13 protein-coding genes are annotated in these 15,198 nt (G+C 70.5%); 2 read left to right on the top strand and 11 right to left on the bottom strand.

Translation table 11 applies throughout. The annotated features are described in order from the left end of the window. Positions 1-19: 19 nt before the first annotated feature. Positions 20-3,103, top strand: coding sequence for an NACHT domain-containing protein (locus tag ACWC09_RS35240; protein ID WP_450855011.1), 3,084 nt, complete (start codon positions 20-22; stop codon positions 3,101-3,103). Positions 3,104-3,181: 78 nt separating this feature from the next. Here the strand turns inward: ACWC09_RS35240 and ACWC09_RS35235 are convergent, their stop codons facing one another. Next, positions 3,182-5,707 (bottom strand): ATP-dependent Clp protease ATP-binding subunit, encoded by a 2,526-nt coding sequence (locus ACWC09_RS35235; RefSeq protein WP_450855010.1) that lies wholly within the window; start codon positions 5,705-5,707, stop codon positions 3,182-3,184. 430 nt (positions 5,708-6,137) lie between these two features. Between ACWC09_RS35235 and ACWC09_RS35230 the strand changes: the two genes are divergently transcribed. Next, entirely contained in the window at positions 6,138-6,878 is a 741-nt protein-coding gene (locus tag ACWC09_RS35230) for an SCO3374 family protein (RefSeq protein ID WP_450855009.1), read from the top strand. Here the strand turns inward: ACWC09_RS35230 and ACWC09_RS35225 are convergent. From ACWC09_RS35225 to ACWC09_RS35180, 10 genes are all read right to left on the bottom strand, one after another. After that, a complete protein-coding gene (locus ACWC09_RS35225) occupies positions 6,857-7,192 on the bottom strand; it encodes a histone-like nucleoid-structuring protein Lsr2 (protein ID WP_450855008.1) in 336 nt (111 codons plus the stop codon). The genes ACWC09_RS35230 and ACWC09_RS35225 overlap by 22 nt on opposite strands. 242 nt (positions 7,193-7,434) lie before the next feature. Next, positions 7,435-7,986 carry an amino-acid N-acetyltransferase gene (locus ACWC09_RS35220; RefSeq protein WP_450855007.1) on the bottom strand — a complete coding sequence of 184 codons (552 nt, stop codon included), beginning with the start codon at positions 7,984-7,986 and terminating at the stop codon, positions 7,435-7,437. Positions 7,987-7,995: 9 nt separating this feature from the next. Beyond that, positions 7,996-8,424 carry a BlaI/MecI/CopY family transcriptional regulator gene (locus ACWC09_RS35215; protein WP_450855006.1) on the bottom strand — a complete coding sequence of 143 codons (429 nt, stop codon included), beginning with the start codon at positions 8,422-8,424 and terminating at the stop codon, positions 7,996-7,998. A 137-nt stretch (positions 8,425-8,561) separates the two neighbouring features. Further along, positions 8,562-8,738 (bottom strand): hypothetical protein, encoded by a 177-nt coding sequence (locus ACWC09_RS35210; protein WP_450855005.1) that lies wholly within the window; start codon positions 8,736-8,738, stop codon positions 8,562-8,564. A 49-nt stretch (positions 8,739-8,787) separates the two neighbouring features. Continuing rightward, positions 8,788-9,471, bottom strand: coding sequence for a hypothetical protein (locus ACWC09_RS35205; protein WP_450855051.1), 684 nt, complete (start codon positions 9,469-9,471; stop codon positions 8,788-8,790). A 159-nt stretch (positions 9,472-9,630) separates the two neighbouring features. Continuing rightward, positions 9,631-10,428 carry a type III pantothenate kinase gene (locus ACWC09_RS35200; RefSeq protein WP_450855004.1) on the bottom strand — a complete coding sequence of 266 codons (798 nt, stop codon included), beginning with the start codon at positions 10,426-10,428 and terminating at the stop codon, positions 9,631-9,633. Between the two features lie 9 nt (positions 10,429-10,437). Next, positions 10,438-11,415: a carboxylating nicotinate-nucleotide diphosphorylase gene (gene nadC / locus ACWC09_RS35195; protein ID WP_450855002.1), complete on the bottom strand. Its 978-nt coding sequence runs from the start codon at positions 11,413-11,415 to the stop codon at positions 10,438-10,440. Positions 11,416-11,420: 5 nt separating this feature from the next. Then, positions 11,421-13,154: an L-aspartate oxidase gene (locus tag ACWC09_RS35190; RefSeq protein ID WP_450855000.1), complete on the bottom strand. Its 1,734-nt coding sequence runs from the start codon at positions 13,152-13,154 to the stop codon at positions 11,421-11,423. Further along, entirely contained in the window at positions 13,151-14,143 is a 993-nt protein-coding gene (panC, locus tag ACWC09_RS35185; protein ID WP_450854999.1) for a pantoate--beta-alanine ligase, read from the bottom strand. Before panC ends, ACWC09_RS35190 begins: the two co-directional genes overlap by 4 nt. Next, entirely contained in the window at positions 14,140-15,069 is a 930-nt protein-coding gene (locus tag ACWC09_RS35180; RefSeq protein ID WP_450854998.1) for a Rossmann-like and DUF2520 domain-containing protein, read from the bottom strand. The genes panC and ACWC09_RS35180 overlap by 4 nt, the downstream gene beginning before the upstream one ends. Positions 15,070-15,198: the final 129 nt, after the last annotated feature.

The raw sequence follows: 15,198 nt of genomic DNA, 5'->3' as shown, positions 1-15,198 counted from the left end.
CGAGTCACGGGGGTGGCGGATGGAGCCCGCGGTACTGGGCAGCAAGCTGGCGTCGAGCCTGGTCGGCCCGCTGGTCAAGAAGCTGTTCGTGGCGGACCAGCCCGGTGCGGGGCTGGTCGAGAAGCCCCTACGGCTGAAGGACCTGGTGTCCTTCCGGGGCGAGAAGCGGACGCTGGGCGAGAAGGACGTACGGAAGCTTGCGGAGCATCTGGTCTGGCAGGCGGTCGAATCGCCCGGCGAACGGCCCTTCCCGGCCCGGGAACAGGCCGCCGTGGCCGACGCCCTGGCCCGCAGGCTGCTCGCGCTCGGCGACCTGGACATGGACGACGTACAGGCCGTGCGACTGGGCAGCGCCGAACTGGCCCGGGAGCTGCGCCGCCGGGCCCCGTCCACCGACGGCCTCTCCTCGGACGCCCGCTTCTTCCTCGACTCGGCGACGGAGTGGGCCTGCCTCCAGATCCTGGAGTTCTTCACCCGCCGCTCCACCTTTGTAGCCCGCAGCCTCGTCGAGCAGGCCCGAGCGCATGCCGAACTGATCGCCAAGGTCGACGAGTTGATCGCTCGTACACCTCGCCCGGACACCCGGGACACCGCCTTCGAGCGCGGCTACCTCGACTACGTCGCCAGAAAACACGGCAAGCTCACGATCTACGGCATCAACCTCACCAACTCCCCGGACCGCTGGCCCCTGGACGCCGCGTACCTCAGCCTGGACGTGATCGGCCGAGGCGAGGAACCGTCCTTCGGCCCACCGTCCGCCGCCCCGGTCTCCGCCCCCGCGGACCATGTCCTGGCCGGCCACGACCGGGTGCTCCTGCGCGGGGTCGCGGGCTCCGGCAAGACCACCCTCATCCAGTGGCTCGCGGTCTCGGCGGCGACCTCCCCCACCGACCGCATGGCCTACCTCACCGGCCGCATCCCCTTCGTCCTCCCCCTGCGCACCCTCACCCGCCACGGCGAACGCCTCCCGGCCCCCGCCGACTTCCTCTCCGCCGTCGGCTGCCCGCTGGCCGGCGCACAGCCGGAGGGCTGGGAGAACCGCGTCCTGTCCACCGGCCGAGGAGTCGTCCTGGTCGACGGCCTCGACGAGGTCCCGGAACCCGAACGCGAACGCGCCCGCACCTGGCTGCGCGACCTCCTGGAGACCTTCCCCGACAACCGCTGGCTGATCACCTCCCGCCCCTCGGCGGTCCGCGAGGACTGGCTCGCCGCGGACGGCTTCGCCGAGCTGGGCCTTTCCTCGATGAGTACGGCGGACGTGGCCTCCTTCATCAGACGCTGGCACCGGGCGGCCGCGACGGGCTCCGCGGACGAGGACACGCTCTTGGCCTCCTACGAGGCCCAACTTCTCGACGCCGTACGCACCAAGCCCGACCTGGGCCGCCTCGCCACCAACCCCCTGATGTGCGGCTTGATCTGCGCCCTGCACCGCGACCGGCGGGGCTATCTCCCCTACGGCCGCAAGGAGTTGTACGACTCCGCTCTGTCGATGCTCCTGGTCCGCCGAGACCGCGAGCGCGACATGACCGGCCCGGAGCTGAGCGAGGAGCCCCAACTGCAGCTGCTGCAGCGGCTCGCCTACTGGCTGATCCGCAACGGCCGTACGGAAATGGACCGGAGCCGCGCGGAGAGCATCATCGACGAGGTCATTCCGGCGATTCCGGCGGCGCAGGTGCTGGGGGATGCGGGGGCGGTGCTGCGGCACTTCCTCATCCGCACGGGGCTGTTGCTGACGCCCACCACGGACACGATCCACTTCGTGCACCGCACCTTCCAGGACTACCTGGGCGCACGGTCCGCCGTGGAGACCGGCGACTTCGGCCTGCTGGCCGAGCACGCCGCCGACGACCAGTGGGCGGATGTGATCCGGATGGCGGTGGCGCAGGGGCGGCCGCGGGAACGGGCAGAGCTGTTGGGGCTGTTGACGGCGTCCTCGGACAAGCGTGCCCATCTGCTGGCGATGGCCTGCCTGGAGCACGCCACGGAACTGGATCCAGCGGTACGCCTCCAGGTCGAGGAACTGGCGAAAGCCTTGCTGCCGCCCCGCACGGCGGAACAGGCGAAGCAGCTGGCGGAAGTCGGGCCCTTGGTCCTGGAGCTGCTGCCGGGCCCGGAGGGGCTGTCGGACGAGGAGGCCGAGGCGGTGACGGCGACGGCGGCACTGGTCGGGACAGACGCGGCAGTGCCGGTGCTGGCGCGGTTCCGGGAGCACACAGCGGATCGGGTTCGGCACAATCTGGCACGCGCATGGGAACGGTTCGACACCAAGGTGTACGCCGATGAAGTCCTGGCCCATGTCGACACTCACGACTACTTCATCTTCCCCACCTCGCCCGAGCAGGTGCGGGCCCTGCCTCGGCTCGGTCATCGCGCGCGGCTGGGCGTGACGGGCGACCATGCCCCCGCAGACGTTCTGAAGGCACTGCCCGGCAGCGTCAAACAGCTCGGTTTCTATGACAATTCACTTCTGAGCGATCTGGGCCATCTAGCCACGCTGCGTTCTCTCCGCCGCCTTCTCCTGGTTCGCTGTCCCGAGGTGAGCGATCTCACACCACTGGCCGAATTGGGCTTGCGCGAGCTTTATCTGAACGAACTCGGGGGAACTTCCGGGCTGGACCGTCTCCACACACTGGAGATCCTCTCCGTCGTCACGCCCCTGCCGAGCAACGGACTGGCCGCCCTGCCCCAGAACGCGCCGCTGACGACCATCGCCCTTAGCGGAGCCCTCCCCGCCAGGGGACTACTCGGCCTGAGCCATTGGCCCATGCTCGACTACCTCGATCTCAGGGAGGGCGTCGGAGACATCAGCCCGCAGGACTGGTCCGAGGTCGCCCATCTCCCTCACCTCACCCACCTCGGAATCGGGGTGGACCTCATCCCGGGCCTCCCCGAAGACCTTCGGTTGCCCACAGTTGAGGTCCTGTACGTGACGAACGTCCGGGATGGCATGGATCTGACGCCCCTCGCCCGCTCGTGCCCCCGCGTCCGCAGGGTCACGCTGTCCTCGGACCTCCCGCCCGCGCCCGTGAGCGCGGCCCCCTATGCGGCTCTGTTCCCCGACGCCGAGGTCACGGTCCCGCCCGCCCGGCCCTACTTCTTCTGAACACGCACGTTCTTCCGAACACGCGAAGAGGCCGGCGCCCAAAGGCACCGGCCCCTTCCTCGGCTCACCCCAGAAGGGCTACGCCTCCTTGCTCAGATTCGGCCCAGCCCCACCGGCCGCCTGCTCGATCGGCGGAACGTCCGGCAGTGCCGACTTCTCCTCGCCACGGAAGGTGAAGGTCTTCGTCTCGCCCTCGCCCTCCGTGTCGACGACCACGATGTGACCCGGACGCAGCTCGCCGAAGAGGATCTTCTCCGAGAGGGTGTCCTCGATCTCGCGCTGGATGGTGCGGCGCAGCGGACGCGCGCCCAGCACGGGGTCGTAACCCTTCTTCGACAGCAGCTCCTTGGCGGACTGGGAGAGCTCGATGCCCATGTCCCGGTCCTTGAGGCGCTCGTCCACCTTGCCGACCATGAGGTCGACGATCGCCAGGATGTCCTGCTGGGTCAGCTGCGGGAAGACGACCACGTCGTCGACGCGGTTGAGGAACTCGGGGCGGAAGTGCTGCTTGAGCTCGTCCGAGACCTTGTTCTTCATGCGCTCGTAGTTGGACTTCGTGTCACCCGAGGCCGCGAAGCCCAGGTTGAAGCCCTTGGAGATGTCCCGGGTGCCGAGGTTGGTCGTCATGATGATGACCGTGTTCTTGAAGTCCACGACCCGGCCCTGGGAGTCGGTCAGACGACCGTCCTCCAGGATCTGCAGAAGGCTGTTGAAGATGTCCGGGTGAGCCTTTTCGACCTCGTCGAAAAGAACCACCGAGAACGGCTTGCGCCGCACCTTCTCGGTCAGCTGGCCGCCCTCTTCGTACCCCACGTATCCGGGGGGCGAACCGAAGAGACGCGAGACCGTGTGCTTCTCGCTGAACTCCGACATGTCGAGGGAGATCAGCGCGTCCTCGTCACCGAAGAGGAACTCGGCGAGCGCCTTGGACAGCTCGGTCTTACCGACACCGGACGGGCCGGCGAAGATGAACGAACCACCGGGACGCTTCGGGTCCTTGAGGCCCGCGCGCGTACGACGGATCGCCTTCGACAGCGCCTTGACGGCGTCCTTCTGGCCGATGACCCGCTTGTGGAGCTCGTCCTCCATGCGCAGCAGCCGCGAGGACTCCTCCTCGGTCAGCTTGAAGACCGGGATGCCGGTGGCGGTCGCGAGGACCTCGGCGATCAGCTCGCCGTCGACCTCGGCGACGACGTCCATGTCGCCGGCCTTCCACTCCTTCTCGCGCTTGGCCTTCGCCGCCAGCAGCTGCTTCTCCTTGTCGCGGAGAGAAGCCGCCTTCTCGAAGTCCTGGGAGTCGATGGCCGACTCCTTGTCGCGACGCACGCCCGCGATCTTCTCGTCGAACTCGCGGAGGTCCGGCGGCGCGGTCATGCGGCGGATGCGCATCCGGGAGCCGGCCTCGTCGATCAGGTCGATCGCCTTGTCCGGGAGGAAGCGGTCCGAGATGTACCGGTCGGCCAGGGTGGCGGCCTGGACCAGCGCCTCGTCCGTGATGGAGACGCGGTGATGCGCCTCGTAGCGGTCGCGCAGGCCCTTGAGGATCTCGATCGTGTGGGGGAGGGAAGGCTCCGCCACCTGGATCGGCTGGAAACGGCGCTCGAGGGCCGCGTCCTTCTCGAGGTGCTTGCGGTACTCGTCCAGCGTGGTCGCACCGATGGTCTGCAGCTCACCACGCGCCAGCATCGGCTTCAGGATCGAAGCCGCGTCGATGGCGCCCTCGGCGGCACCCGCACCGACCAGCGTGTGCAGCTCGTCGATGAACAGGATGATGTCGCCGCGGGTGCGGATCTCCTTGAGGACCTTCTTCAGGCGCTCCTCGAAGTCACCGCGGTAGCGGGAGCCGGCGACCAGCGCGCCGAGGTCGAGGGTGTAGAGGTGCTTGTCCTTGAGGGTCTCGGGCACCTCGCCCTTGACGATGGCCTGGGCGAGGCCCTCGACGACGGCGGTCTTGCCGACGCCGGGCTCACCGATCAGGACCGGGTTGTTCTTGGTACGGCGGGACAGCACCTGCATGACCCGCTCGATCTCCTTCTCGCGCCCGATGACCGGGTCGAGCTTGGACTCACGAGCGGCCTGGGTGAGGTTCCGGCCGAACTGGTCGAGGACCAGGGACGTCGAGGGGGTGCCCTCGGCAGGCCCGCCGGCGGCGGCGGTCTCCTTGCCCTGGTAACCGGAGAGCAGCTGGATGACCTGCTGCCGCACCCGGTTGAGATCAGCGCCCAGCTTGACCAGGACCTGGGCGGCGACGCCCTCGCCCTCACGGATCAGGCCGAGCAGGATGTGCTCCGTGCCGATGTAGTTGTGGCCCAGCTGAAGGGCCTCGCGGAGCGACAGCTCCAGGACCTTCTTGGCACGGGGGGTGAAGGGGATGTGCCCGGACGGGGCCTGCTGGCCCTGGCCGATGATCTCCTCCACCTGCTGGCGGACCGCCTCGAGCGAAATCCCGAGGCTCTCAAGGGCCTTGGCGGCGACACCCTCACCCTCGTGGATCAGGCCCAGGAGGATGTGCTCGGTGCCGATGTAGTTGTGGTTGAGCATCCGGGCTTCTTCCTGAGCCAGGACGACAACCCGCCGCGCGCGGTCGGTGAACCTCTCGAACATCGTTAATCGCTCCTCAGAGCGGTCAGGCAGTGGGGGGAACTTCCCCTCCCTGTCCTTCCGCAGCTTAGTCCCGCAAGCGGGGACCGCTCATTCCAACTGCCGACACCGTCCTTGGCCTCCTGACCCCGAACGCCGACATATGCTCCAACCCGATGGTGCGAGACGATGTTCCCGCAGGCCAGACAGTTACCCCCACCATCAGTACGCCGATGGCGAACGTGAGACGCCCTGTCCTGCGTGTCGCCCCCTCCCACTAGGGATGTCTTACCCGCTGGGACTGACACTCCATGCCGCGCGCACCGGTTCGCTCCGCTATGGGCGAACAACCTTGCGCCTCCCCGCACCCCCGCACGCCCCCATTTCCAGCACTCTGCGCGCTTGCCGGAACACCCAGCGTAACTCGGGGCTTCTTCCGGCGGTTGCACTTGGCATGGTTGGCAGCCACCACCCGGTAACCCTCCCTCCTCTGCCCACGGACCTCACCACGGTTCCTCTCCCGCGCCGCCCGCTCGATCCGGACGACCGGCCCGGCGATCGGCTCCGCCGGTGGTACGAGAACGAACTGTGCTGGCCGACGGTGCCCGAGGAACCACAGGGGCCCCACACGGGAGTACGGCTGCGGGTGGGCGAACGTTTCGACGTCCTGGACGTTCCGGCCGAGGCGGGCCGTGCGGGCCTGCGCCGTCTCGCCCCGCACTCTCCGGTGGCCCTCCAGGGCGAGCGGATGCGGCTGCTGGTGGCGGCGGGCAGCGCGGAGGAGCTGCCGGGGCTGCTGGACTGGCTGGAGTGGGGGGTACTGGCGCTCGATCTGGGCGCGATCGGCGAGGGCGGCGTCATGGACGCGCCGCTGCCCCCTGAGGAGACGGCTCGGGGCCTACGACCGCCGGGCCCGGCCGACGCTCGACCGCTGCCGCTCCCGGACCTCGGGGGCACCCTGCAGGGGGCCGCCGTATGGCTGCGGCCCCCCGAGCCGGGGCGCGAGGTCGAGGCCTCGCTGCCGACACTGTCGGCCGTGGGGGGCGATGGAGGCGCCCCCGATCTCGTACGACTCGTTCACACGGTGGCAACGCAGTGCCACCGGTTGCGGCTGCGGCGCGCGTGCGCCGAGCCAACAGCCTTTCCAAGGGCCGACTTCCCAAGGGCCGGCGATCAGGCGTTGGCCTTCTCGTAGGCCTCGCGGATCGACGCCGGAACACGGCCGCGGTCATTGACCTCGTAACCGTTCTCCTTGGCCCACGCGCGGATCTGTGCGGTGTCCTGGCTGCCGCCGGCAGCGGCACGGACCTTTCCGCGCCCGCCCGAAGCGCGGCCTCCGGTACGACGACCGCCCTTCACGTAAGGCTCGAGAAGGCCACGGAGCTTGTCCGCATTGGCGGTCGTGAGATCGATCTCGTACGTCTTGCCGTCCAACGCGAACGTGACGGTCTCGTCCGCCTCGCCGCCGTCGATGTCGTCGACAAGAAGGACCTGAACCTTCTGTGCCACCGGATTTCCTTTCATCCAAAACTTGAGGGCCGGGGGTCTGCGGCGTCCGCCGTTTCGCCGTCCCCTGTTATATGCAGTACTGCAGTACGTCGGAAAGCAAACCGCTTTTGCGGGAAAAACACAAACCTTCGGAGAGACTCGGAGTGAGACCTGCGCCCGGCCCACGGCCCGGAAACATGCGCGTTTCGGACATAGGGAACCTGGGCACGGGTGAGCGCGGAATACGCCGTGCTGTTCGGTGATCACAGATGCAGAAGCATCCGGCTGTTGCCCAAGGTGTTCGGTTTCACCCGTTCGAGACCGAGGAACTCCGCCACGCCTTCGTCATAGGAACGCAGTAGCTCCGCGTAGACATCGGTGTCGACAGGTGTCTCACCGATCTCGACGAAGCCGTGCTTGCCGAAGAAGTCCACTTCGAAGGTGAGGCAGAAAACGCGACGAACACCCAGCCAGCGCGCGGTGTGCAGCAACTTCTCCAGCAACTGGTGGCCGACACCGGCACCCTTCAGGCCGGGCTTCACCGCGAGAGTGCGCACTTCCGCAAGGTCTTCCCACATCACGTGCAGGGCACCGCAGCCGACGACCTCGGCGTTGTCGTCCCGTTCGGCGACCCAGAACTCCTGGATGTCCTCGTAAAGGGTGACCGTCGCTTTGTCGAGCAGGATGCGTCCACGGACGTACGTGTCAAGGAGACGGCGCACGGCCGGGACATCGCCGGTACGGGCCCGGCGGACGGTGATGGCTTTAGCGCTGACTTCAGGACCTTCGAGGCCTTCAGGGCTCTCTGCTGACATGAGCGGACGCTATCGCCCACCGCCACCGGGCGTGGAACCGGGGTTCTCCTCGCCGCCATCCGGGGGTTCGGGTGTTTCCGGTCCTTGGACGATGCGTACGGCGTCCCGCAGTGCCAGTCGCTGTTCCTCGCTCATCATCCCGAAGAACGCGACGAGAGCGGCGGCGGGGTTGTCGCTCTGGGACCAGGCGTCGTTCATCAGCGCGGCAGCGTACGCGGCCCGTGTGGACACGGCCTCATATCGATAGGCCCGGCCTTCCGCCTCGCGGCGCACCCAGCCCTTCTGATGGAGATTGTCCAAAACGGTCATCACCGTGGTGTAGGCGATGGACCGTTCCTGCTGAAGGTCTTCCAGGACTTCTCGAACGGTCACCGGGCGGTTCCACTTCCACACCCGCGTCATGACCGCGTCTTCGAGTTCTCCCAATGGGCGAGGCACAGCTCAGCACAATAGTGGGAGATCTCGGCATTCGCGTGCCGGACGTGCACTTACACCGGCAAACAGGGACAAAAAGGGCGTACGGCCCGGAAAGGATCAGCCGTACGCCGGTGCGGACGCCGCCGGGGGCGCGCCGCTCAGTCGGTCTTCGCCGCGCCCTGCCGAGCCGCCTCCGCGCGCGCGATGGCGGCGTCGACGGCGGCGTCCTCCTTGGCCTTGTTGGCCCCACCCTGGGTCTTCACGATCACCCTGATCAGACCGATGAAGAACACGGCCATGACGACCGGGGGCACGAGCGCGGAGACATAGTCCATACGTCCAGGGTAGCCACGGGCACAGTCCCGGTCGGCGGCGGGACCGGTCTCAGCCCGCCGCGAGTTGGTGGGGCGGGTTCTGCGCGGGTGGCGGGGTCGGCTTGCGGCGGGGGAAGACCTCGCCCGGGGTGGGGATGGGGCGGGTCGGCTTCGGGGCGGCAGGGGCAGGGGCCGGCTTGGGCGGTGCCGGCTTTTCCGCGGGGCTCTTCTCGGGCTTGCGGGCGGGGTCCTGGTCCGCGTCGCCGGACAGGTCCGTGCTCACACCACTGCCGGTGCGCCCCAGGGCGCCCGAGAGGCCCCCCGGTAGGGCCGTGAGGCGGTTGCGGGAGGCGGGGACGGACGAAGAGGCCGTACGGGCCGTGCCGCGCGCGAGACGGGCGCGTACGTCCTGCTCCGCGAGCACCTGGCAGCGGTCGAGGAGCGCGGCGGCGACCGGGTTGCCACGCAGGGCCCGGAGCGCGGCGAGATCGTCGGGGTCCGGCCGGTAGGCGGCCCCCAGCGCCTCCTCGAGCAGTGCGAGATAGCCGACGGCGGTTCCGGGCAGGGCGGCGCGATAGCGGGCGAGGTCGGCCACCAGGAAGGCACGCAGCCGGGCACCCTCGCGCATCGCCTCGTCTAGGGACTCGGCGAGGCGGAGACACTCCTGGACGTCCTCGGCCGAGGCGGGGCTGGGGTGGAGGGCGAGGGCGAGAGCACGGCGGAGCACACGCAGCTCCTCCACGCCGAACGCCATGCCGCCGCGGGATCCGTAAGGCGTGGGCATGTGGCGACGATACGCGCTAATCAGACAAACTCGACATAGGAGGGCGGGTGTGGCGCAACGGAGCCACCCGGTTGCCCTCACGACGGGGTCCGGAGGCGGAGCCCCCACAGGCGTGCACCCCGTCCGCCCTCACATCCGCGACACGTTCCGCTCGTACACCAACCGCAGCCCGATCAGTGTCAGCCACGGCTCGTGCTCGTCGATCACCGAGGACTCCCCCAGCACCATCGGCGCCAACCCGCCGGTCGCTATCACCGTCACGTCCTCCGGGTCCTCCGCGAGCTCGCGCGCCATCCGGCTCACGACCCCGTCGACCTGCCCGGCGAACCCGTAGATGATGCCGGCCTGCATCGCCTCGACCGTGTTCTTGCCGATCACGCTCCGCGGCCGCACCACCTCGATCTTCCGCAGCTGCGCGCCCCGGACGCCGAGCGCCTCGACGGAGATCTCGATACCCGGGGCGATGACCCCGCCGACGTACTCCCCGCGCGCGGAGACCGCGTCGAACGTCGTCGCCGTACCGAAGTCCACGACGATCGCGGGACCGCCGTAGAGCTCGACCGCGGCGACCGCGTTGATGATCCGGTCCGCGCCGACCTCCTTGGGGTTGTCGGTCAGGATCGGCACACCGGTCTTCACACCCGGCTCGACGAGCACGGCGGGCACGTCCCCGTAGTACCGCCGCGTCACCTCACGCAGCTCGTGCAGCACGGACGGCACGGTCGCGCAGATGGCGATGCCGTCGATGCCGTCGCCCAGCTCGTCACCGAGCAGCGGGTGCATGCCCATCAGGCCCTGCAGCAGGACCGCCAGCTCGTCCGCCGTGCGGCGCGCGTCCGTGGAGATGCGCCAGTGCTCGACGATGTCCTCGCCGTCGAAGAGCCCCAGGACGGTGTGGGTGTTCCCCACGTCGATCGTCAACAGCATGGCCGGTACCTACTCCGCCGCTCGCAGGTCGAGCCCGATGTCCAGGATCGGCGAGGAGTGGGTCAGCGCGCCCACGGCGAGGTAGTCCACCCCGGTGTCCGCGTACGCCTTCGCGTTCTCCAGGGTGAGCCGCCCCGACGCCTCCAGCGCGGCCCGCCCGTGCACGAGGGCCACCGCCTCCTCGCACTCGCCGGGCGTGAAGTTGTCCAGCAGGATCAGGTCGGCACCGGCGTCCACGACCTCGCGCAGCTGGTGCAGGGTGTCCACCTCGACCTCGATCGGCACCTCCGGGAAGGCCTCCCGCACGGCCCTGAAGGCCTGCCCGACCCCGCCCGCGGCGACGACGTGGTTGTCCTTGACGAGCGCCGCGTCCGACAGCGACATCCGGTGGTTGACACCACCGCCGCAGCGAACCGCGTACTTCTCCAGGGAGCGCAGCCCCGGGGTCGTCTTGCGGGTGTCCCGCACACGTGCCTTCGTGCCGTCCAGCACGTCCGCCCACTCGCGCGTGGCGGTCGCGATGCCGGACAGCCGGCACAGCAGGTTGAGCGCGCTGCGCTCGGCGGTGAGCAGGTCACGCGTGCGCGTGGTGACCGACAGCAGCTTCTGCCCGGCCTCCACCCGGTCGCCGTCCTCGACGTGCCGCTCGACCTCGAACTCGTCCTCGCAGACCACGGACAGCACCGCTTCGGCGACCCTGAGCCCCGCCACGACGCCCCCCTCGCGCGCGGTGAAGTCGGCGGTGGCGACGGCGTCCTCGGGGATGGTCGAGACGGTCGTGACGTCCACGCCGCCGTCCAGGTCCTCCTGGATGGCGACGTTGGCGATGTCCTCGACCTCGACGGGGTCGAGTCCGGCGTCGGCCAGGAGCTCGGCGAGCGCGGGGTCGAGCCCGCACTCCATGTGTGCGGCGTCGCCGTCGGCGCCACAGGCGCAGCCGTCGCCGCAGCCGCCGTTCGACGCGAGGGGGAGTTCGGGGGTGCTCACTTCTGTCACTGCTCCTGAGGGCGCTGCTGGGGCTGCCGAGTCTGCCGGGTCGGGGGGAAGTCTGGGGTATCGGTGGTGTGTACGGCGAGTGTGCGGTCCGGATTCAGCCGTACGACGATGTGGCGGCGCCATGCCGCGTCGTCGCGCTCGGCGTGGTCCTCGCGCCAGTGGCAGCCGCGGGTCTCCTCGCGCAGACGGGCGGCGGAGACCAGGACGCGGGCCACGCACAGGAGGTTGGTGGCCTCCCAGGTGTCGACGCCGGGCTCGGCCGTCTTGCCGTTCTCGGCGAGGGCGTCGCGGGCCTCCGTGTGCAGCCGCTGGAGCTGGTCGGCGGCCTTCTCCAGGGAGTCCGCCGAGCGCAGGACGCCCGCGCCGTCGGTCATGATCCGCTGGATCGCGAAGCGGGCCTCCGGAGCGAGGAGCGGGTGGGCCGGTGTCTCGGGGTGCTCGAACGGTTCGGGCACACGCGCGTGGAGGCCGTTCCCGGCGTGGGTCGCCGTGATGTCGGCGGCGATGCGCTCGGCGTAGACCAGGCCTTCGAGGAGCGAGTTGGAGGCGAGCCGGTTGGCGCCGTGCACACCGGTGCAGGCGACCTCGCCGCACGCGTACAGGCCCGGGACGGTCGTGCGGCCCTGGGAGTCGGTGCGCACGCCTCCGGAGGCGTAGTGGGCGGCCGGCGCTATCGGGATGGGCTCGGTGACCGGGTCGATGCCGTTCGCGCGGCAGGCGGCGAGGATCGTCGGGAAGCGGTGCTCCCACATGTCGGCGCCGAAGTGCCGGGCGTCGAGGAACATGTGCTCGGCGTCGTGCTCCTGCATCCGCCGCATGATGCCCTTGGCGACGATGTCCCGGGGCGCGAGCTCGGCGAGCTCGTGCTGCCCGACCATGAAGCGCACGCCGTCGGCGTCGACCAGGTGGGCGCCCTCGCCGCGTACCGCCTCGGAGACGAGCGGCTGCTGGCCCTCGGCGTCCGGGCCGAGGAACAGCACGGTCGGGTGGAACTGCACGAACTCCAGGTCGCTCACCTCGGCGCCCGCGCGCAGGGCGAGCGCGACGCCGTCGCCCGTCGACACGGACGGGTTGGTGGTCGCGGAGAACACCTGGCCCATGCCGCCGGTCGCGAGGACGACCGCGGGGGCGTGCACCGCGCCCACGCCGTCGTGCTGGCCCTCGCCCATCACATGCAGGCTCACGCCCGCCGTACGGCCGTCCGCGTCCGTCAGCAGGTCCAGTACGAGCGCGTTCTCGATCGTGCGCAGCCCCCGCGCGCGGACCGCCTCGACGAGCGCGCGGGAGATCTCCGCACCGGTCGCGTCGCCGCCCGCGTGCGCGATCCGGCGGCGGTGGTGGCCGCCCTCGCGGGCGAGCTCCAGGGCGCCCTCTTCGGACTCGTCGAAGTGCGCGCCGGTCGCGATGAGCCGGCGCACGGCGCCGGGGCCCTCGGTGACGAGGATCCGTACGGCCTCCTCGTCGCACAGGCCCGCGCCGGCCACCAGGGTGTCGTCCAGGTGCTGTTCGGGGGTGTCGCCCTCGCCGAGGGCCGCGGCGATGCCGCCCTGCGCCCAGCGGGTGGAGCCGTCGTCGAGGCGGGCCTTGGTGACGACGACCGTCTTCAGGCCGGCGGCCTCGCAGCGCAGGGCCGCGGTCAGGCCGGCCACTCCGGAGCCGACGACCACCACGTCCGCGGAGATGGCCCAGCCCGGCGTGGGCGCGTGCAGTCGTATGCCTGTGCTGGTCACGAGGCGGCTCCGAAGGTGAGAGGAAGGTTGTCGATCAGCCGGGTCGTCCCGACCCGGGCGGCCACGGCGAGGACGGCCTCGCCGGTGAAGTCGTCCTCGATCTCCGTGAAGTCGGACGGGTCGACGAGGGCCAGGTAGTCGAGCACCAGCGGCGGCGACAGGCGGGTGGCGTCGTCGAGGACCAGGCGGGCGGCGGCGCGGACGGCCGAGGGGGCGCCCGGGATCGCCTTCGCGACGGCGTGCGCGTCGGCGGCCGCGCGGGACTCCCCTATGGCACTGAGGGCTTCGGCGCGCGCCTGTGTGGCGGGCACTTCGCGCGCCCGTGCGCGCAGCGCCTCCTGGGCCGCGTGCCGGTCACGGCCCGCGAACAGCGCGGCGGAGAGCGAGAGCGCCGTGCGCCGCTCCGTCGGCGAGAGGTAGCGGTTGCGGCTGGAGAGCGCGAGCCCGTCCTCCTCGCGCACGGTGGGCACGCCGACGATGTCCATGCCGAAGTTCAGGTCCCGCACCATGCGCCGGATCAGGGCGAGCTGCTGGGCGTCCTTCTGGCCGTAGAGGGCGACGTCGGGGCGGGTGAGGTGCAGCAGCTTGGCGACGACGGTGAGCATGCCGTCGAAGTGGCCGGGGCGCGAGGCGCCCTCCAGACGCTCCCCCATGGGGCCCGCGCTGATGCGGACCTGAGGCTCGCCGCCGGGGTAGACCTCGTCCACGGAGGGTGCGAACACGGCGTCCGCGCCGGACAGCTCGGCGAGCTTGGTGTCGGCGTCCAGGGTGCGCGGATAGCGGTCGAGATCCTCGCCCTCGCCGAACTGCAGGGGGTTCACGAAGACCGTGACGACGACCTCGCCCTCCGGGCCCGCGATCTCGCGCGCGCTGCGGATCAGGGTGGCGTGGCCCTCGTGCAGGGCACCCATGGTCATCACCACGGCACGGCGGCCGGTACGCGTGCGTGCGTGCAGTTCGTCGGCGGTGCGCAGCAGGACGGTGGTCATCGGGCGTCTCCCTCGGCGCCGTCGCTCCCGTCGGCGAGCACCCCGAGGAGGTCCTCGGCCAGCTCCGGCTTGAGCAGCCCGTGGGCGAGCGCCCGGTCGGCGGTCGCGCGGGCCATCGCCAGATACCCGGCGACGGTCTGCGGTGCGTGCCTGCGCAGCTCGGCGACGTGTGCGGCGACCGTACCGGCGTCCCCGCGCGCTACCGGGCCGGTCAGGGCCGCGTCTCCGGAGCGCAGGGCGTTGTCCAGGGCGGCGCCGAGCAGCGGGCCGAGCATCCGGTCGGGCGCCTCGACACCGGCCGCGCGCAGCAGCTCCATGGACTGCGCGACCAGCGTGACCAGATGGTTCGCGCCCAGCGCGAGCGCCGCGTGGTACAGCGGGCGCATCTCCTCGGCGACCCACTCCGGCTCGCCGCCCATCTCGATGACGAGGGCCTCGGCGGCCAGCCGCAGCTCGTCGGGGGCGGTGACCCCGAAGGAGCAGCCGGCCAGGCGCTGGACGTCCACGGGCGTGCCCGTGAAGGTCATCGCGGGGTGCAGGGCCAGCGGCAGCGCGCCCGCGCGCAGGGCGGGGTCCAGGACCTTCGCGCCGTACCGCCCGGACGTGTGCACGAGCAGCTGACCCGGCCGGACGGCCCCGGTCTCCGCGAGCCCTTCCACCAGCCCGGGCAGTGTGTCGTCCGGGACGGTCAGCAGGACCAGGTCGGCACGCTCCAGCACCTCGGCGGGCGGGACGAGCGGCACGTCCGGGAGCAACTGGGCGGCGCGCCTCTTGGAGGCGTCGGAGACCCCGGAGACGGCCACCGGGCGGTGCCCGGCGAGCTGGAGGGACGCGGCGAGTGCGGGGCCCACGCGACCGGCGCCGACGACGCCGACGGTGAGACGCGCGGGGCGGTCCTTGGGGTCTGGCAGTTGGCTTGTACTCACGCGACGGCGGCCTTCCCGTTCCAGTCCGCTCCGGGTACCGGACGATTTCTCGTCATGTTAACGCTATCGGTTCGAGGGGCGTTCGGTCGTCCACAGGCTGTGGGGTTTCGCACACCGTCCGCACACGGG

The organism is Streptomyces sp. NPDC001617 (assembly GCF_053596855.1).
This window is presented reverse-complemented; position numbering and strand designations above follow the sequence as displayed.